15 protein-coding genes and 1 pseudogene are annotated in these 18,232 nt (G+C 72.3%); 12 read left to right on the top strand and 4 right to left on the bottom strand.

Annotated elements, in window-relative coordinates; all coding sequences use genetic code 11:
• Positions 1-9: 9 nt before the first annotated feature.
• From V6V47_RS30935 to V6V47_RS30905, 7 genes and pseudogenes are all read left to right on the top strand, one after another.
• Positions 10-1,680 carry a substrate-binding domain-containing protein gene (locus tag V6V47_RS30935; RefSeq protein ID WP_334632063.1) on the top strand — a complete coding sequence of 557 codons (1,671 nt, stop codon included), beginning with the start codon at positions 10-12 and terminating at the stop codon, positions 1,678-1,680.
• Positions 1,677-3,653: pseudogene (locus tag V6V47_RS30930) on the top strand (DUF3367 domain-containing protein); the annotation flags it as partial. The gene V6V47_RS30935 and the pseudogene V6V47_RS30930, both read left to right, overlap by 4 nt.
• A gap of 156 nt (positions 3,654-3,809) precedes the next feature.
• Positions 3,810-5,819, top strand: coding sequence for a discoidin domain-containing protein (locus V6V47_RS30925; protein WP_334632074.1), 2,010 nt, complete (start codon positions 3,810-3,812; stop codon positions 5,817-5,819).
• Positions 5,816-6,616: a class I SAM-dependent methyltransferase gene (locus V6V47_RS30920; protein WP_334632062.1), complete on the top strand. Its 801-nt coding sequence runs from the start codon at positions 5,816-5,818 to the stop codon at positions 6,614-6,616. Before V6V47_RS30925 ends, V6V47_RS30920 begins: the two co-directional genes overlap by 4 nt.
• Positions 6,617-6,706: 90 nt before the next feature.
• A complete protein-coding gene (locus tag V6V47_RS30915; RefSeq protein ID WP_334632061.1) occupies positions 6,707-7,876 on the top strand; it encodes a DUF3068 domain-containing protein in 1,170 nt (389 codons plus the stop codon).
• A 390-nt stretch (positions 7,877-8,266) separates the two neighbouring features.
• On the top strand, positions 8,267-8,890 hold the full coding sequence (locus V6V47_RS30910) for a DUF6230 family protein (protein WP_334632060.1): 624 nt from the start codon (positions 8,267-8,269) through the stop codon (positions 8,888-8,890).
• A 77-nt stretch (positions 8,891-8,967) separates the two neighbouring features.
• The gene (locus V6V47_RS30905) at positions 8,968-10,416 is read left to right on the top strand and encodes a DUF6114 domain-containing protein (RefSeq protein ID WP_334632059.1); all 1,449 of its coding nucleotides are present in this window, start codon (positions 8,968-8,970) and stop codon (positions 10,414-10,416) included.
• A gap of 70 nt (positions 10,417-10,486) precedes the next feature.
• Here the strand turns inward: V6V47_RS30905 and V6V47_RS30900 are convergent, their stop codons facing one another.
• Positions 10,487-12,157 carry a DUF885 domain-containing protein gene (locus V6V47_RS30900; RefSeq protein WP_334632058.1) on the bottom strand — a complete coding sequence of 557 codons (1,671 nt, stop codon included), beginning with the start codon at positions 12,155-12,157 and terminating at the stop codon, positions 10,487-10,489.
• Positions 12,158-12,277: 120 nt separating this feature from the next.
• On the opposite strand from V6V47_RS30900, the gene V6V47_RS30895 reads away from it, so the two are divergent.
• Entirely contained in the window at positions 12,278-13,255 is a 978-nt protein-coding gene (locus tag V6V47_RS30895; protein WP_334632056.1) for a DMT family transporter, read from the top strand.
• 19 nt (positions 13,256-13,274) lie between these two features.
• Here V6V47_RS30895 and V6V47_RS30890 read toward each other — a convergent pair whose 3' ends face one another.
• Positions 13,275-14,345, bottom strand: coding sequence for a PHP domain-containing protein (locus V6V47_RS30890; protein WP_334632055.1), 1,071 nt, complete (start codon positions 14,343-14,345; stop codon positions 13,275-13,277).
• A 29-nt stretch (positions 14,346-14,374) separates the two neighbouring features.
• On the bottom strand, positions 14,375-15,139 hold the full coding sequence (locus V6V47_RS30885) for a M23 family metallopeptidase (protein WP_334632054.1): 765 nt from the start codon (positions 15,137-15,139) through the stop codon (positions 14,375-14,377).
• Positions 15,140-15,252: 113 nt separating this feature from the next.
• On the opposite strand from V6V47_RS30885, the gene V6V47_RS30880 reads away from it, so the two are divergent.
• The 4 genes from V6V47_RS30880 (at position 15,253) to V6V47_RS30865 (ending at position 17,011) form a co-directional block, all read left to right on the top strand.
• A complete protein-coding gene (locus V6V47_RS30880; protein ID WP_334632072.1) occupies positions 15,253-15,594 on the top strand; it encodes a hypothetical protein in 342 nt (113 codons plus the stop codon).
• Between the two features lie 87 nt (positions 15,595-15,681).
• On the top strand, positions 15,682-15,849 hold the full coding sequence (locus V6V47_RS30875; protein WP_334632053.1) for a hypothetical protein: 168 nt from the start codon (positions 15,682-15,684) through the stop codon (positions 15,847-15,849).
• A 117-nt stretch (positions 15,850-15,966) separates the two neighbouring features.
• Positions 15,967-16,494: a tRNA adenosine deaminase-associated protein gene (locus V6V47_RS30870; RefSeq protein ID WP_334632052.1), complete on the top strand. Its 528-nt coding sequence runs from the start codon at positions 15,967-15,969 to the stop codon at positions 16,492-16,494.
• 67 nt (positions 16,495-16,561) lie between these two features.
• On the top strand, positions 16,562-17,011 hold the full coding sequence (locus V6V47_RS30865) for a nucleoside deaminase (protein ID WP_334632051.1): 450 nt from the start codon (positions 16,562-16,564) through the stop codon (positions 17,009-17,011).
• A gap of 86 nt (positions 17,012-17,097) precedes the next feature.
• On the opposite strand, the gene V6V47_RS30860 is transcribed toward V6V47_RS30865, so the two are convergent.
• Positions 17,098-18,045: a hypothetical protein gene (locus tag V6V47_RS30860; protein WP_334632050.1), complete on the bottom strand. Its 948-nt coding sequence runs from the start codon at positions 18,043-18,045 to the stop codon at positions 17,098-17,100.
• Positions 18,046-18,232: the final 187 nt, after the last annotated feature.

Raw genomic sequence — 18,232 nt, 5'->3', positions numbered from 1 at the left:
TGACCGGCGGTGCTGCGCGACGGACTCGCGCCGGTGCGCGCCCTCTTCCGTCGCTCCCCGGTGGTGCTGCTCAGCGCGGCCCTGGTGCTGCTGCTGGGTGGTTGGGCCGCCGTGGCGTACGTGCGAGCGGACCGGGGTGTGCCGGAGTGCGCCGAGCGGGTCCGGCTGCGGGTGGCCGCCGCGCCGGTGATCGCGCCGGCCCTGGATCGGATCGTGCGGGCGAGTATCGGCCGGCAACCGTGCGTGTCGATCGACGTGCAGGCCCGGGAGTCCGCCGCCGTGGCCGGGGAGTTGGCCAACGCGGCGGACGTCGCCGACGCCTGGCTGCCGGAATCCACGTTCTGGCTGCGCCGGGCCCGGGCCGGGGGTGCCTTCGAGGTGCCCGCCGAAGGCACGTCGGTGGCGAGCACGCCGGTGGTGCTCGCGGTGACCGAGTCGGCCGCGCGTCGCTCGGGGTGGCCAGCGAAGCCGGTGACCTGGGCATCGCTGGTCGGGCCGAAGGCTCGGCCGGCCCCGGTGGGGGTGCCGGATCCGGCGGCCGATCCGGCCGGGGTCGCGGCGCTGTTCGGTGTGCGCGCCCTGGCCGCCGGTGAGCGGGAACCCGCTGGTGCGCTGGCGGCGGCGCTGCGTCGGCTCGCGGGTAAGACGTTCCCCGCCAGCGAGGGCGCGGGCACGCTGGCACCCGGCGGCCGGCTGCCCGGTGGGGCGACCGCCGTGGCCGCCAGCGAGCAGGCGGTGCTCGAGCACAACGCGCTGGCCGGGTCGAACAAGCTGGTCGCGGCGTACCCGGAAGTCGGGGTTCCGTCGCTGGACCTGCCGTACGTGGTGCTGCCCGTCGCCCGGGGCCACGTCCGGGAGGCCGCCGTGAGCTTCCTGGCCAACCTGCTCACGGTCGAGTCCCGGGACGCGCTGCTCGGGTTCGGTTTCCGGACGGCGGCGGGCTTCCCGCCGGCCATTCCGAACGACGGCCGGCTGCGGGCGGAGGAGCGCCAGCCGGTGCCGTTGCCCGCGGAGGAGGCGGTCACCGAGGTGCTCAACAACTGGAGCGGTGTGCAGCGCAGCGCCCGGATCCTCACCGTCATCGACGTCTCCGGTTCGATGGACGCGCGGGTGCCTGGCACCGGTGAGACCCGACTCGCGGCGACCGTCAAGGCCGCCCGGGAAGGTGCCGGTCTGCTCCTGGACAACAGTGAGCTGGGGATCTGGGTGTTCTCCACAAAGGTGGACGGGGACCGCGACTACCGGGAGGTCCTGCCCGTCGCACCGCTGCGCGTCCAGCGGGCCCGCCTGGCCGACCGGCTGGCCAACGTCAGGGTCAAGGCCGGCGGCGGCACCGGGCTGTACGACGCGACGCTCGCCGCGTACCGGGACGCCCGGCAGCACTGGACGCCCGGCCGGATCAACCTGGTGCTGGTCATGACCGACGGGCGGAACGAGGACGACGAGAGCATCGGCCGGTCGAAGTTCCTCGCCGAGCTCACCCGGTTGCAGGACCCCCGCCGGCCGCTGCCGATCGTCTTCATCGGGTTGGGCCGGGACGTCGACCCGGACGAGCTGACCGCGATCGCCACGGTGACCGGTGGGCAGGTGTTCCGCACCGAACAGCCCAGTGGCATCCGGCAGATCTTCTTCTCCGCGCTCGCCGACCTGAGCTGTCTGCCCCCGGACTGCCGCCGATGATCCGGATCCTCCGGGCGGTACGCGAGGCGCCCGGCACCGTGCTGTCGCTGCTGCTGCTCACCGTGATCGCCTTCGGGCAGCGGCCCGGCCAGGTCACCTTCGACACCAAGCTCGACCTGGCCGCGAACCCGATCCACTTCCTGACCCGCGCCCTGCACCTGTGGAACCCGGAGGCGACCTCCGGCGAGCTGCAGAACCAGGCGTACGGCTACCTCTTCCCGATGGGCCCGTTCTTCGCCGGTGGGCAACTGCTGGGCGTACCGGTGTGGATCACGCAGCGGGCCTGGACGGCGCTCCTGCTGACGGTCGCGTTCTACGGGCTGCTCCGGCTGGCCCGGGCGTTCGGGATCGGCACCGAACCGACCCGGTACGCGGCGGCGCTCGGCTACGCGCTGGCCCCCCGGATGCTCACCGAGATCGGTGCGCTCTCCTCGGAGACGCTCGCCGCGGCGCTGCTGCCGTGGGTGCTGCTGCCGCTCGTGCAGGTCCGCCGGATCGGCTCGCCACGTCGGGCCGCGGCGCTCTCCGCGTTGGCCGTGCTCTGCATGGGTGGGATCAACGCGGCGGTGGTCCTGCTGGCCCTGCTGCTGCCCGGAGTCTGGCTGCTCACCCGCCGCTGGGATCGGGCGCACCTGCGCCTGGTCGGCTGGTGGTGTCTCGGTGTCGTGGCGGTCTGCCTGTGGTGGATCGTGCCGCTGCTGCTGCTCGGCGAGTACAGCCTGCCGTTCCTGGACTACATCGAGTCGTCCACCACGACCACCGCCGTGGCCTCGCTCTTCCAGGCCGTCCGGGGCACCAACCAGTGGGTGGCGTACATCGTCCAGGGTGATCCGTGGTGGCCGGCGGGTTGGCTGCTGATCGACCACCCGGTGCTGATGACGCTGACCGCGCTGGTCGCGCTGATCGGCCTGGCCGGGTTGGCCGGCAACCTCCTGCCCGAGCGGCGCTTCCTGGTCCTCGGTTTCGTGGCCGGGCTGACCCTGCTCACCATGGGCTACGTCGGCAGCCTGGACAGCCCGCTCTCGGGGCCGGTCCGGGAACTGCTGGACGGTCCACTGGCTCCCTTCCGGAACGTGCACAAGCTGGACCCGGTGCTGCGGCTGCCGCTGATGCTCGGCTTCGCGCACGGCGTGGACGCGGTCGTCACCCGGCTGCACACCGCCGCCGCGCGGCGGCGTCCCGACATACGGCTGCGGCCGGTGGTGCTCGTACCGGTGCTGCTGTTGGTCCTGGGCGCGGCCGCTCCGGCCTGGCTGGGCCAACGGCGGCCGGGGCGGGGCTAATCGGACGTGCCGCCGCCCTGGCGGTCGGCGCCCACCTGGCTGGCCGACCGGGACGCGCTGGCCCGGACGCTGATGGTGCCCGGGTCCGGCTTCGGCCAGTACGAGTGGGGGCGGACGGTCGACGAGCCGCTCCAGGCGCTCGCGGGAGCGCCCTGGGCGGTGCGCAACCAGATCCCGCTCGGCTCGGCCGGCAACACCCGGGTGATGGACACCGTCGAGACCGTCCTCGCCGGTGGTCGGGGCTCGGCCGGGCTGGCTGACTTCCTGGCCCGTTCGGGCTTCCGGCACGTGCTGCTGCGCAACGACGTCGACCGGAGCCAGGTGGACGCCCCGCCGGTCGCGCTGCTGCGCCGGGCGCTGGCCGGGTCGCCGGGCGTAGCGCGGGTGGCGGCCTTCGGCAGCACCACCGCCACCGGCGGCACGCCGGGTAGCCCGGTGGACGACGACGCCGGCCCGGTGCCGGCCATCGAGGTGTACGAGGTGCAGCGCCCCGTGCCGGTCGCCTCGGCGGTGCTCACCGACGACGTGCCGACGGTCAGCGGTGGCCCGGAGTCGCTGCTGCCGCTGCTCGAGCAGGGATTGGTGGAGCGGGACCGGCCGGTGGTGCTGGCCGGCGACCGCACCGAGGTCGGGGACGAGCGGTGGATCGTCACCGACGGGCTGCGCCGCCGCGAACGCGACATCGGCCGGGTACGGGACAACGTCAGCCAGACGCTGACCGCCGCCGAGTCGGGCCGACAGGGCCGCGTCGCCCTCGACCTGCTGCCGTTCCCCGGTAAGCGGCACCAGACGGTCGCCACCTACCAGGGGGTACGGGAGGTCAGCGCCAGCACGGCGACCAGCTTCGTGGACAATCTCGCCGCAGCCGACCCGTCGCACCTGCCGTTCGCGGCCCTGGACGGCGAGTACGCGACCGCTTGGCACTCGGCACCGCTCGCCGGGCCGGTCGGTCAGTGGCTCCAGGTGGACCTGGACACTCCGCGCGCGGTGGACACGGTGTCGCTGGCGTTCGTCGACGACCTCGGGGTCGGTTGGCCAGTGACCCGGTTCCGGATCACCACCGACCGGGGCTCCGTGGAGCACGAGGTGGCCGACACGCTGGGCGGACACTCGTACTACACGTTGCCCGGGTCCACCAGCCGGGTGCGGGTCACGGTGCTGGCGGTCGCCGGTGAACGGCGCGACGGCGGGGTCGGCATCCGGGAACTGACCATCCCCGGCACCACCGCGCGTCGGGCGCTCCGGACGCCGAACGACCTGCCCACCGGGTTCAACGGGCTGGTGGCCTGGTCGTTCAGCCGAGGCCCGGCCGACCGACCTGCCTGCTTCCCGACCCCCGCCCCGGGGGCCGGTTCGGACGCGACGCCGGCGGCCGGGTCGGTCGTGCGGTGTGACCGCTTCCTGGCCCGCGCCGGAGAGGAACCGCTCGGCATCGACCGGGTGTTCCGCAGCACCACGCCGGGCAGCTACCGGCTGGCGCTCACCGCCGTGCCCCGGCCGGGCGGTCAACTCACCCTGACCGGGGTTCCGGTGGCGGCCACCGTCTCCTCGTACCTGACCGGTGATCCGGCCGTCGCCGGGTACGCGGCCGTCGACGGCGACCCGGGGACGGCCTGGCTGGCCGACATCGGCGATCTCCGCCCCACGCTGCGGTTGCAGTGGCACGGGCAGCGACGCATCGCCGAGGTGCGGCTCCGGCCCGCGGAGGTGCCGGTGGGTTCGCCGCCCACCCAGGTCGAGGTGCGGACCCCGGGGCGCAGCCAGGTGCTGCCGGTCGGCGCGGACGGCACGGTGCGCTTCCCGGCCGTCCGAACGGACCAGATCGAGATCGTGGTCCGGGAGACCGCCGCGCGGATCGCCGACCGCCGCGGCAACGGCTGGACCGCCACCGCCGGGATCGCCGAGGTGGAGATACCGGCACTGAAGGAGCTGCTTCGCCCGGTCGCCGGTGGTACCCCGGTCGCCGAGCCGTGCGGTACCGGGCCGGCCGTGGAACTCGACGGCTACCGCTACCAGACGGCGGTGTCGACCACCCTCGCCGACCTGCTGGCCGGAAGGCCCGCACCCGTCCGGATCTGTGGCTCCACCGGGGCCTCGGTGGACCTCCCGGCCGGCGGGCACCAGCTGGCGACCGTGCCGTCCGCCGGCTTCGTGGTGCAGGACGCCACGCTGCGTCCGGAGGCGGCGGTGCCGGCGCCCCGACACCGCGACGTGACGGTGCTCGACTGGAACCCGACCGACCGACGGGTCCGGGTGGCGCCCGGGGGCGAGGCGTTGCTCGCGGTGCCGGAGAACGCCAACGCGGGCTGGACCGCGACCGTGGACGGTCGACCGCTGACCAAGACCCGGGTGGACGGCTGGCAGCAGGCGTGGGTGCTCCCGGCCGGTGACGCTGCCGAGGTCCGGCTGGTCTTCGCGCCGGACCGGACGTACCGGGGTGCTCTGGCGGCCGGCGCGTTCTGCGCGCTCGCGGTGCTGCTGCTCGGCGTGTGGCCGGTCCGCCGTCGTGTCGAGGTGGACGGGACGCTTCCGGCGGAGGGCCCGGCCTGGGCGATCGGCATCCTGCTGGTGGTGCTGCTCGCCGCGCTGGGCGGGGTCCTGCCGGTGGCCATCGTGCTGGCCGCGATGCTGCTGCGGCAGCTCGCCCGGCGGGCGTTGCCGGTGGTGGTGCTCGGAGGGCTGACGGTCGCCACGGTGACCGCCGTGGCGGGCCGCCTGCAGGACCACGGGCAGGAGTGGGCGTACGGCCCCTGGGTGCAGGCCGCGATGCTGGTCGCCGTCGGCGCGGTCGCCGCGGCGGTGATCCCGGCGCCCGGGACGAAACTTCAGGACGAGGACGGGACGATGACGCGATGACCACAGCAGACGACGTGGTGGCCGGTCGGGCGGCCATGCGACGGTTCGCCACCCTGAGCCGTTCGGTGGCGCTGTTCCGGGCGTTCCTGGTCGAGCAGACCGACCCGGACCACTTCTACAGCCTGCTGGCCGCCGACTCGGTACGTCAGGTCTCCGGCTACGCCGCGCTCGATGGGCGGACCGTGCTCGACGTGGGCGGTGGTCCCGGGTACTTCGCCGCCGCCTTCCGTGGCGCCGGTGCCCGGTACGTGGGTCTCGACCCGGACGTCGGCGACTTCTCCGCCGCCGGGGAGTCCGTCGCCGGGATGCTGCGGGGCAGCGGCACCGCCCTGCCGGTGCGGTCCGCGAGTGTGGACGTCGCGTTCTCCTCGAACGTGTTGGAACACGTCTCCGAGCCGCCTCGGATGCTGGACGAGATGGTCCGGGTGACCCGGCCGGGTGGTGTGCTCTTCGTGTCGTTCACCCCGTGGCTGTCGCCGTGGGGTGGGCACGAGACGGCGCCCTGGCACTACCTCGGCGGCGAGCGTGCCCGCCGGCGCTACCAGCGAAAGATGGGTCGGCCCCCGAAGAACCGCTACCGCGAGACGCTCTTTCCGGTCTCCATCTCGGACGCGCTGCGCTGGGCCCGGGCCAACGGCGACGTCGAGATCCTGGAGGCGCTGCCGCGCTACCACCCGTGGTGGGGCCGCTGGGTGGTCCGGGTGCCCGGCGTCCGGGAGGTCGTGGCGTGGAACTTCGTGCTCGTCCTGCGGCGGATCGCCCCCGTACCGGGCGGCGTGGCGGAAAAACAGAGCTGACCGGGGGTCGCCTTGCTATGTGACCAAGTAGTAACCTCGCGGCCACATCACTGATCGATAGCGGGAAATTAGCTCCTCCAGGGAGGAAACATGAAGCACCGCGCCATAGGTGCCGTGCTGTTCGGTGGCGGCGTACTGCTCCTGGCGTTGGCCGCCGGATTGGTGTTCGTCGTCAAGCCCGCGATGACCAAGCTGCCCTACGATCTGGAAGCCTCGACCTCGGTCGCCGAGGCGAAGGGTGCCACCTTCCTCCACATCACCAACGGCAACATCGCGATCCGGCAGGGCGACCTCAAGTCCACCGTCCTGGTCACGCCCAACCGCGAGGAGACCGCGAAGCTCAGCGGCGACCTCGAGGGCGACACCGTGGTCTGGACGGTCGGTCAGACCGTCGACCGGACGGAGACCAAGGAGCTGGTCAACGCGTACGGCACCGCGTTGGCGCTGGACCGGGTCTCCGGCGCGGCGGCGAACTGGGACGGTCAGTACCTCGACGACACCGGCACCCGGGAGAAGGTGACGTACGCCGGCCAGGTCTACAAGTTCCCCTTCAACACCGAGAAGCGGAGCTACGACGTCTTCGACCGCGATCTGCGGAAGGCGTTGCCGGCCGAGTTCAAGGGCACCGAGGACGTCGACGGGCTCGAGGCGTACCGGTTCGAGCAGGTGATCACCGATCAGCAGCTGAACCTGGCCACCGACCGGGTCGCCCTGCTGGTGGGCGCACTCACCCCGGGCGCGACCCAGGGCAAGGTCGTCTACAGCAACACCCGGACGCTCTGGGTCGACCCGGTCACCGGGTCGTACGTCAAGGTGCGAGAGGTGCAGAGCAAGTCCCTGGTGCCGGACGTCGGCACCCCGGTCTCCCTGCTGAACGCCGACTTCGTCTACAACGACGCCACCGTCAAGGCGTCGGTGAAGCGGGCCAACGAGAGCCGCGGCCAGCTCACCATCCTCGGCGTGTACGCGCCGATCGGAGTGGCCGTGCTGGGCCTGCTGCTCATCGTCGCCGGCCTGCTGGTGTCCCGCCGCACCGGGGCCGTACCGGCGACCGACGCGCGTCACCGGGCGGACACCCCGGTCCCTGCGGCGGACCCGACGCCGACCCGGGTGGACCAGCCCGCGGTGCGGGACGCCGAGCCCGAGCGCAAGGGCGGTCCGCTGACCGACGAGATCCCGCCCGCCTCGACGAACTGGAAGTCCGAGGACCCGACGGTGCCGACCCAGCGCCCGTCCCAGGACGAGGTGGAGAAGCGCTGACGCGCGTACGACCGGAAGCATGACCGAGGGGCGGGCCGCAGTGCGGTCCGCCCCTCGGTCCGTCCGGGGTCACGACCTGCGCACTTTACAGCCGTTACCTTATTGTAATCGGTCGATGGACTCGTTACTCTCCGTTGCATGCGCGCGGCTTATGCCAGTTTTTGGTGCCGCATCAGGCCGCTCTGGCCACGGCAAACTCGACGCACCGTGACGTGGTGAGCTCGCTCGGTCGCCCTCCTGTTACCGCCGAGTAATGAGGGGGTTGTGAGCTGCGCCTCAGCGGGTGCACCATCAAACCCGATCGTTACCAGCCGGTAACAGGCGACGGGCCCGATGCGGGGCCGCCGGGCCGCGACCGGCCACCGCACGCATCCATCCGAGGAGGAACCCGTGCAGGATCGGATCGACAACCAGGGCCGTACCCGGTGGCGCAGGTTCGCGGCCATGCTGGTGCCCGCCACGGCCGCCACCGGCGCCATCCTCTTCGGGATGTCGACCGGCGCCATCGCCTCCGACATCACCGTGTCCGGGCAGACGTTCAAGATCGGCGCCGACCGCCTCGAGGGGGACGGTTTCAAGCAGTACGGCGGCATCGTCCGGGAGAAGGGCAAGGACGGCAAGCCCGGCGAGGTCCACCCGATCGCCCTCTCCGAGATCAGCAGCGCGGACCTGTACAGCCTCTGTCAGTCCGTCCGCGCCGACCTGCCGGGCCTGCCGGTGGTGCTCACCATCAACGCGGGTGAGGGCAAGGAGCCCGCCCACGCCAAGGACCTGCTGATCGCCATGGACTCGCTGGGCGGCAACGCGACGTTCACCAACATCCAGATCGGCCGGGACGCCACCGACCTGAACCCGACGGCGCAGAAGGGTTCGTTCGGCCAGAACTCCGAACACGTCACCATCACCAATCTTCAGCAGGTGTCCCGGTACACCACCGCCGCCAGCTTCAACCTCGTGGGGCTCCGGTTGAAGGTCAACGTGGGCGATGACGCCAAGGGCAAGGAGTGCTTCTGAGGTGAGTCGAGGCCCGCGGTGGTCGACCACCGCGGGCCCCGTCCCGGTTCCCGCCCCCACTCCGCCAGGAGGAGTACGTGACAACCGCGAACCCGTCCCACGCCCGGCCCAGCGGTCTGGCACAGGCCTGGCGAAGTTTCCGCCGCTGGCAGCGGAGCAGGCCGTTCTGGGGTGGCCTGTTCACCGCCCTGGCCGGGGTGGAGATGTTCGCCTCCACCCGGATGACGATCAACGGCCTGAGCTTCCACAGCGGAGCCACCGGACTGCTCTCGCTGCTGATCCCGATCATCCTGGTGACCTGCGGTGTGCTGCTCTGGCTCAGCCCGGCGCAGCGACTGTTCTACTCGGTGGTCGCGGCCGTCACCACGGTCTACTCGCTGATCGGGCTCAACCTCGGCGGCTTCTTCGTCGGCCTGCTGCTCGGCCTGGTCGGCAGTGCGCTCGCCTTCGCCTGGACGCCGATCCGTCCCGTGCCACCGTCAGAGCAGGTCGACAGCGAGCAGCCTGACAGCGAGCCGCTCGCAAGCGAGCAGGTCGACGCCGAGCAGCCAGGTAGTGAGCAGGGCCGGACTGTGGACGCTGGCGTCGACGAGCCGATGGAGCGTCCGACCGCCGAGGCCAGCTCGCCGCCGGAAGGGCCGGGCCGTTCCACCGACCCTCGCGCCTTCGTCGTCGCCCTGGTGGTGCTCGGTCTCTCCGCGACCGGACTGGCCGTTCAGCCCCGCCCCGTACAGGCCGCGCCGGGCCGGCCCGCCGCGACCGACTGTCCCACCCCGTCCCGGCCTGCCACCCCGTCGCCCACTCGTGGCACGGCGACGCCGACGGCCAGCCCGACCCCGCAACCGAGCCGGTCCTCGGGCGGCAACCCGATCACCGATTTCCTCAAGGGAATCGGTGACCTGCTCACCGGTGGACATCGCACGAGCACCCCGACACCGTCGGTGAGCCCGACCACCAAGCCCTCGACGCAGCCGACCGGCACGCCGACCCGCCCGCCCGCGAACCGTCCCGGCACCTGCCCGACCCCGAGTCGGCCCGGCTCGCCGACGCCCGGCAAGGCCGAACCGGGCAAGCTGCTGCCGCGCATCGCCGCCGACCCCAACCTACCGAGGGTCGCGCAGACGCCGTCCAAGCTCACCGGGTCCAAGGTGACCATGACCGGGCTGCGGTTCGACGGGATCACCGAGCTGGAGTCCGCGAAGGGCAGCCTCAAGGTGCTGAAGTTCAGCATGCGCGAGGCGGTGACCGACGACTTCCTGCTGCAGGCCGACGGGCCCGAGGGGCGCCGCCAGCGGTACGCGACCAACCAGCTGACGGTGCGCGGCAACGTGGCGTTCTACGCCACCCGGTTCGTCGGCCGGCTGCTCGGGATCAAGGTCACTCTGACCCCGGACCTGCCGTTGCCGGAGGGCATCCCGGTCACCCTGCCCATTCCGATCACGTTCACCGAACCGGCCATCGATCTGGCGTACGTCAACAGCGACACGCTGACCGCCCGGCCGGCACTGGCGCTGAGCCTCGGCTGAGCGCGGGCCCCGGGTGCCGGCAGTTCGTGGTGCCGCCGGCACCCGGAGACCGAACCGGTCCGGGTGGTGCTCAGAGCCGGGCCAGCGCCCGACGCAGCGGGTCGAGGCCCAGCGCACCCAGATCCAACGCCTGCCGGTGGAACTCGCGCAGGTCGAAGTCGGCACCCTTGCGAGCCTTGGCGTCCTCGCGGGCCTGGAGCCAGATCCGCTCACCGACCTTGTAGGACGGCGCCTGCCCCGGCCAGCCCAGGTAGCGGTTCAGCTCGAAGCGCAGGTTCTCGTCCGGCACGCGGCAGTGCGCCCGCATGAACTCCCAGCCCAACTCGGGCGTCCAGCGCTCGCCGGGGTGGAAGCCGAACGGGTTGTCCTTCGGGATTTCCAGCTCCAGGTGCATGCCGATGTCGACGATCACGCGAGCCGCGCGCATCGCCTGCCCGTCGAGCATGCCCAGCTTGTCGCCCGGATCCTCCAGGTAACCCAGCTCGTCCATCAGCCGCTCGGAGTAGAGCGCCCAGCCCTCGCCGTGCCCGGAGACCCAGCAGAGCAGCCGCTGCCAGCGGTTGAGCAGGTCGGCACGGACCGCGGTCTGCGCCACCTGAAGGTGGTGACCCGGCACGCCCTCGTGGTAGACCGTGGTCACCTCGCGCCAGGTGGAGAAGTCGGTGATGCCCTGCGGCACCGCCCACCACATCCGACCAGGTCGGGAGAAGTCCTCGCTCGGCCCGGTGTAGTAGATGGCACCGTCGCTGGTCGGTGCGAGGCAGCACTCGATCCGGCGGACCTCCTCCGGGATGTCGAAGTGGGTGCCGTGCAGCTCGCTGATCGCCTTGTCGGCGAGCGCCTGCATCCAGTCCCGGAATGCCTCCTTGCCCTGGATGGTGCGCGCCGGGTCGGCGTCGAGAGCCCGGACGGCATCGTCGACGCTGGCGCCCGAACCGGCGATACGGCCAGCCACGACCCGCATCTCCGACTCCAGGCGGGCCAGCTCCGCGAAGCCCCAGGCGTACGTCTCGTCCAGGTCGACCTTCGCGCCGAGGAAGTACTGCGAGGCGAGCTCGTAGCGCTCTCGGCCGGCGGCCTGCTTGTCCCGCCCCTGGGGGGCCAGCTCGGTACGCAGGAACTGGCCGAACTCGGCGGTCGCCGCGGTGGCCGCCGCCGCGCCACGGCGCAGCTCCGCGCCGAGCGTGCCGTCCGCGCCCAGCCGCTCGACCAGCCCGTGGAAGAAGTTGTCCCCGGTCGGGTCGACCCAGATGTCGCACTGCTTGGCCACCTCGACCAGCTGCACCTTCGAGCTGACATGGCCGGCCGCCACCGCCTCGCGCAGCGTGGCCTTGTAGCCCTCCATGGCGCTGGCGAAGCCCTTGAGCCGGGCCGCGATGTTGGCCTGCGCGTCGGCGCCGGAGGTCGGCATCAGGTCGAACACCATGCGGATGTCGTGCAGCCCGCTGGCGATCACGTTGACCTCGCTGGTCGCCTCGCCCGCCTCGTACCGGGCCAGGTCGAGGCCGAGCCGTTCCTGCATGGCCTCCTTGGCGGTCCGTTCCGCCTCGGTGTCCGGCTCGGACACCTCGAGGTCGGCGAGGGTCCGGCGGGTCAGCTCGGCGCGTGCTCGATAACCCTCGGGTGACAGGTCGTCGAGCTGGTCGTCGTAGCCGGCGATGCCGACATAGGTCGCGCCAGTCGGGCTCAACGGTGCCCAGTCGGCCACGTAGCGGTTGGCGAGTTCATCGATTCGTCCCACAGTGCGACCCTACGTGACCACCCCACCTCGCTGTCGACGACGTTTGGCGTGTTGGGCGGCGGTTGCGCGGTGTCCGAAAGTCGCGCGATTTTGTCGGACCACTCCGGCAGAGTGTCAGGGGTGACTGCCGATATCACCCCTGACAAGGCGCCGCTGCGCGCCTGGCTCCCAGGTTTCGTCGCACTTGCCGCGATCTGGGGTTCCAGTTTCCTGTTCATCAAGGTCGGGGTGGCCGAGCTGCACCCGGTCCAGCTCACCCTCTACCGGGTCACCACCGGGGCGTTGACCCTGCTTGTGGTGCTCGCGGTGCTCCGCGACCGGCTGCCCCGCGAGCCCCGGGTCTGGGCACACCTGACCGTGGTCGCCGCGTTCGGCGTGGCCGTGCCGTTCACCCTCTTCGGGTACGGGGAGCAGCGGGTCGAGTCGATGCTGGCCGGCATCTGGAACGCCACCACGCCACTGATCGTGCTGCCGCTGGCGGTGCTGGTCTTCCGCACCGAGCGGCTGACCGTGCGCCGGGCGATCGGGCTCGGGCTGGGCTTCCTCGGCGTGCTCGTGGTGCTGGGGGTCTGGGAGGGGGTCGGTGGGGCCCACTTCACCGGTCAGCTCATGTGTTTCGGCGCGGCGGCCTGTTACGGCGTCGCCATCCCGTACCAGAAGCGGTTCGTCGCCGGCAGCGCCCACTCCGGGCTGTCGCTGTCCGCGGCGCAGCTGTTGCTCGCCGGCGCGCAACTGGCGATCGTCACCCCGTTCGTCGCGGGTCTGCCGCCGCTGCCCACCGAGTTGTCACTGAAGGTGGTGGCCAGCGTGTTGACGCTGGGCGCGCTCGGCACCGGGCTCGCCTTCGTGATCAACATGCGCAACATCCGGTTGGCCGGGGCGAGCACCGCCTCCACCGTCACGTACCTGATCCCGCTCTTCGCGGTGCTGGTCGGCGCACTGGCGCTCGACGAGCGGCTCAACTGGCACCAGCCGGTCGGCGCGCTCATCGTGCTGCTGGGCGTCGCGGTCGCGCAGGGCATGTTCGGTCGGCGACGGGCCCGACCGGCGATCGGCGTCCCGGCGGTGCCAGCGGTCGAGCCGGCCACCCGCGGCTGACCCTCGTCTGGCCCGCCGATCAGGACCGGTCGGCGGCCCAGGTGAGCAGTCGCTCCACCGGCCAGGTGTTGACCACCCGGTCGACCGGAACGCCGCAGCGGACAGCCCGTTCGCAGCCGAACCGCTGCCAGTCGAGTTGACCGGGCGCGTGCGCGTCCGTGTTGATCGCGAAGTCGCAGCCGGCCTCCAGGGCGCGGCGGATCAGCCGCTTCGGCGGGTCCTGCCGCTCCGGCCGTGAGTTGATCTCGACGGCGGTGTCGTGCTCCGCGCAGGCGGCGAAGACCGCGTCCGCGTCGAAGTCGCTCTCGGCCCGCGTGCGGGCCCGGTGCCCCCGGTCGCCGGGCCCGGTCACACCGGCCGGGCGGGACGACACCATCCGGCCGGTGCAGTGGCCGAGGATGTCCAGGTGCGGATTGGCGACCGCGGTCAGCATCCGCCGGGTCATCTTCGCCCGCTCGTCCTTCAGACCGCTGTGCACCGACCCGACCACCACGTCGAGCCGCGCCAACAGGTCGTCGTCCTGGTCAAGCGAGCCGTCGGCGAGGATGTCCACCTCGATCCCGGTGAGGATCCGGAAGCCCTCCGGCAGCGCCGCGTTGACCTGCGCCACGTGGTCGAGCTGGCGGCGCAGCCGTTCCGCGGTCAGCCCTCGGGCTACCGTCAGTCGGGGCGAGTGGTCGGTCAGCACCAGATACTCGTGACCCAGCTCCACAGCGGCCAGCGCCATCTCCTCGATGGGCGAGCCGCCATCGGACCAGTCCGAGTGGGTGTGACAGTCGCCGCGCAGCGCCGTACGCAGCGCCGCCGCCTCGGCGTCCAGGTCGCTGCCCTCGGTGGCCACCAGCCGACGCAGGTAGACCGGCTCCTCGCCGGCCAGCGACTCGGCCACGCAGCGGGCCGTGACGTCACCGACCCCGGCAAGCTCGGTGAGTGTGCCGTTGGCGGCCCGCTCGGCCAGCTCGGCCGCCGGCAGGCCGGCCAACGCCGTCGCCGCGGACCGGAACGCGCGCACCCGGTAGGTGGCCTCGTTCGCACGTTCCAGCAGGAACGCGATCCGGCGCAGGTCGGCGATGGGGTCCCGGGCGCTCATCCCACCGAACCTAGCCGCTGCGGGGCCGGTCAGGGAGCCTTCGGACAGCCGTGTTTGCGCTGCCACGCGGTCACCTCGGCGGCCGGTTCGCGATTGCCGCCACGTCGCCACGAGTCCAGGTAGCGCGCCGGCCAGAGCACCCCGCGCCGGATCCACCAGCCGTCCTTGCCGGTGCACGGCGGCGAGATCCCGAAGTGCAGGTGGCAGACGTTGTTCGCGTTGCCGGTGCGGCCCACCTTGCCGAGCTGCTGCCCGGCGCGCACCCGGACCCCGGCGTTGACGCCACTGGACACGACGCTCATGTGCGAGCCGTAGTAACGCACGCCGTCGTCGCCGAGCAGGGCGACCGACAGGCCACCGTTGTCCGGCCCCTGCGGGCCGCTCTTCTCGTACTTGTCGGTGCGACTCACCTCCGTGACCGTCCCGTCGGTCACCGCCACGACCGGCTCACCGCAGTCGGCGAAGATGTCCGTCGCCGGGTACGCCCCGTGCGTCGGGTGATAGGCGACATCGTCGGCGCGTACCGGGAAGACGTGCCGCAGGCCGACGCGGGGTGCGGTCGCCGACGGCCCGGCCGACGACGGCGCCGGGCGGGCCGGGCTGGTGGCGGCCGGGGTGGCGGGCGATGCCGGCGGCTGCTCGCCGGTCGCCCAGACCGCCGGTGGCGTCGGCGCGGTGCCGCCCGGCGGCACCCCCGGCCGGGTGGTCGCGCAGCCGGCGGCCAGCACCGGCACGAGCAGCAACAGAATCGGGTACGCCGGACGCGCGCGGCGGCCGATCGTCGGCGACGGCATCCGGTCATCCTGACAGACCGGTACGGTGGGCACGAGCGGCGCGCGTGAGGGAGGCAGCGACGGTGGCGATTGCCCAACCGGACCCCGTCCCGGATCCCGGTGCCGCCGCGGCCGTGGTCTCGCGTACCCCGTCGGGGCTCTTCCCGTCCGGGCCGCCGACCCGCCCCACCTACCGCGAACCGCACCGGGTGACCGCCGGTGGTGTCGCCACCGGCGGCGGCGCCGCGGCTGCTTGGCTGCTGCTGTTCGGCCTGCTCGGCACCGACGTGAGCAGCTACGCCTGGTGGACCGTGGTGGCGGGCCTGCTGGCCTGGCTGACCGCCCTGGTGCTGGTCCGCTACGGCGACCGTGGGGTGGCCACCGGGGTGGCCATCGTGACCGCCGGCGGTTGGAGCATCGCCGCCGCTGCGGTGGCCGTCCGCTGGGCGACCAGTGGTGACTGGCCGTTGTGGTGAGCGCCGGTTGACTGCGCCGCGTGCCCGGTTGGCTGCGTAGCGAACGCCGTCTTGACGTGGCCGCCGAGACTCGGCACGCTCGGCACTATGGCCTGGACCACCCCGCGGCTGGACCCCGATCGAAGCCGCCGTCGCCTGCAGCTTCTCGCCGAGTTGGCGGGGGCCCGGGCGGTACGCCAGCGCGACCGGCCGCAGCGGCTGCGTACCGAGCGTCTGCGCCAGCTCATCGCCACCCGCCGTCGGGTAGCAGGCTGATCCTACTTTGTCAGGATTGACCGGCCCTTCGGGGCGTTGACCGGTCGCCTGCCGACCTGACCGGCTAACGTGCACGCGTAACGAGTCGGCGCTGTGCCGAGGGCTTTTGGGGGGACCGTGTCGTACTTCGCTGCGGCCGTGGTGCGCGACGACAGTGGCTGGACCGCAGCCGAGGTCAGCCTGCGTGGCGCCACCGACATCGACGAGGTCGCTGATCGGCTGCGCGATGTCGATCAGGACGCGGACGTGTCGCTGCTGTTCGTCGAGGCGGACGACGCGTATCTGGTGGTGCTGCGCCTCGATGAGGGCGAGGACCTGCGGGTGTTCGGGTCGGACTCCGCGTTCGCCGAGGAGTCCCGGCTGGGTTCGCTGCTGGTCGGTGACCTGAAGACCTCGGTCACCGGGCTCGACGACGTCGACGAGCCGCGCCCGGCGGCCAGCACCGACGAGGAGAGCGAGCAGCCGGCCGTCGATCCGGAGGCCGACCCGGTGGGTGACGCCGACCTCCTGGCCAACCTCGGCATCTCCGCGCAGAAGCTGCTGGCCCTCTGCGCCCACGAAGGGATGCTGCCCGCCGACGTGACCGCCGAGATCTGTGAGGTGCTCGGCTGCGTCGACGAGGTCGAGGAGCTGCGTGAGGTCTGATCCCACCGGATCCGCATCGGGGTCGGGATCGGGGTCGATCGGTCGACGGCAGCGGCACGAGCTGTGGATGCGCCGGGCCCTGGAGGTCGCCGTCAGCAGCCCCGTCGTTCCCGCCGCCGCCGACGGGTCGGCCATCGACGACATTCCGGTGGGCGCGGTGCTCTACGGGCCGGACGGCACCGAGCTGGCGATCGGGCGCAACGAGCGGGAGCTGACCGGCGACCCCACCGGGCACGCCGAGGTACTGGCGTTGCGCCGGGGCGCCGAGCGGGCCGGCCGGTGGCGGCTGGACGGCTGCACCCTGGTGGTCACCCTGGAGCCGTGCACCATGTGCGCGGGTGCGCTGGTGCTGGCCCGGGTCTCGACCGTGGTCTTCGGTGCCTGGGAGCCGAAGACCGGCGCGGCCGGCTCGCTCTGGGACGTGCTGCGTGACCGCCGGCTCAACCACCGCCCCGAGGTCTACGGCGGCGTCCTGGAGGACGAGACCGCTGCCGTGCTCCGCGCCTTCTTCCGCTAATCCACCCTGCGCGCCCCACCCCCTCTGCGCGTCGCGCCCCCGCGCGCCCCACCGCCCTGCGCGTCGCGCCCGCTCTGCGCGTCGATCTAGGGCGTATCGCCGTTACTCGATCTTCCCGGGCGCCAATGTGCCCTAGATCGACGGGCGGCGGTCAGCGTAGAGAGGATCTTGTCGGGGGAGTGGTAGAGGTCTGCCGAGGTGAAGTAGCGCATCGCCCAACCTTGCTGCTCCAACCAGTTGTGGCGCCAGCGGTCCTGTCGCAGCCGTTGACGGCTCAGGTGGGAGGACCCGTCGTACTCGGCCGCGATCATGCGGTGCGGATCGCCGAGGTCAAGGCGGCACCGTACGCGACCGGTGCAATCGCGTACCGGTAGTTGGGGTATGTAATCCCGGATGCCGGCGTCCACCAGGAGGAGCCGGAGTTGGGTCTCCTGCCTGCATTCCGCCCGTCCGTCCGCAACCGCAACCAGCTCACGTGCCTGGCGCACACCGCGTAGGCGGTCGTGCTTGCCGACCTCGATGACCAGTTCCTCCGGGGTGACCGCGCCAGCGAAGAGCGCGGCGTCCAGGACCGGCAAGGCGTCGAATCGGGAAAGCGTACGAGCGAGGTCTACGGCGACCCGTGCCGCGCTCGCACACGGAAGGCCGACGATGTGAACGGGGCAACCAATAGGCAGCACCGTCTGGTGCGCGGTAACCCCCTGCCGCTGCGGGAAGGCGCTTCCCGCAAGCGTGAGCAGGTGGATCGTGTCGGTCGGCGCAACGCCGAAACCGTGCAGACGGGCGGCGGTATGGAAGCCCAGCACCGCATCAGGGCTGTCCATCAATGCCGCTTGAGCGCGACCCCACAGGCCGGGCAAGGCCGGACCGAGGACGTACCTGTCGTGGTACAGCCGCTGAATTCGCCCCCTGTTTGAGCGCCAACTGATCGCTCCCGCGGACATCCCAGCCCTCAGGAGTTGGCGATAGCTGCGCGGCTGCTGGTCGATCGGGATGCGCCAGGGCAATACGGCCGCCTGCGAGTAAAGGTCCATGGCGGCGAACACTGCAGTCGCTCACCGCACCCGCGCTAACCCATCACCGCGCTCTGTGGATAACCCGCTGCGCTGTGGACGACGCCCCAAACCCCCGCCCGCCGTGCATCGGCCCCCCCCGGCCCCCGCCCTCGCCCGCCCCCTCGCCCGCGCCCGCGCCCGCGCCCGCCCCCTCGCCCCAAATCGG

Source organism: Micromonospora sp. CPCC 205539 (assembly GCF_036906815.1).
In the GTDB taxonomy this organism is placed as follows: domain Bacteria; phylum Actinomycetota; class Actinomycetes; order Mycobacteriales; family Micromonosporaceae; genus Micromonospora.
This window is presented reverse-complemented; position numbering and strand designations above follow the sequence as displayed.

Coding starts and splice junctions, on each gene's coding strand:
- V6V47_RS30920 (WP_334632062.1), top strand. CDS start 5,816: ATGACCACAGCAGACGACGTGGTGGCCGGTCGGGCGGCCATGCGACGG.
- V6V47_RS30915 (WP_334632061.1), top strand. CDS start 6,707: ATGAAGCACCGCGCCATAGGTGCCGTGCTGTTCGGTGGCGGCGTACTG.
- V6V47_RS30890 (WP_334632055.1), bottom strand. CDS start 14,345: ATGAGCGCCCGGGACCCCATCGCCGACCTGCGCCGGATCGCGTTCCTG.
- V6V47_RS30885 (WP_334632054.1), bottom strand. CDS start 15,139: ATGCCGTCGCCGACGATCGGCCGCCGCGCGCGTCCGGCGTACCCGATT.
- V6V47_RS30875 (WP_334632053.1), top strand. CDS start 15,682: ATGGCCTGGACCACCCCGCGGCTGGACCCCGATCGAAGCCGCCGTCGC.
- V6V47_RS30865 (WP_334632051.1), top strand. CDS start 16,562: ATGCGCCGGGCCCTGGAGGTCGCCGTCAGCAGCCCCGTCGTTCCCGCC.
- V6V47_RS30860 (WP_334632050.1), bottom strand. CDS start 18,045: ATGGACCTTTACTCGCAGGCGGCCGTATTGCCCTGGCGCATCCCGATC.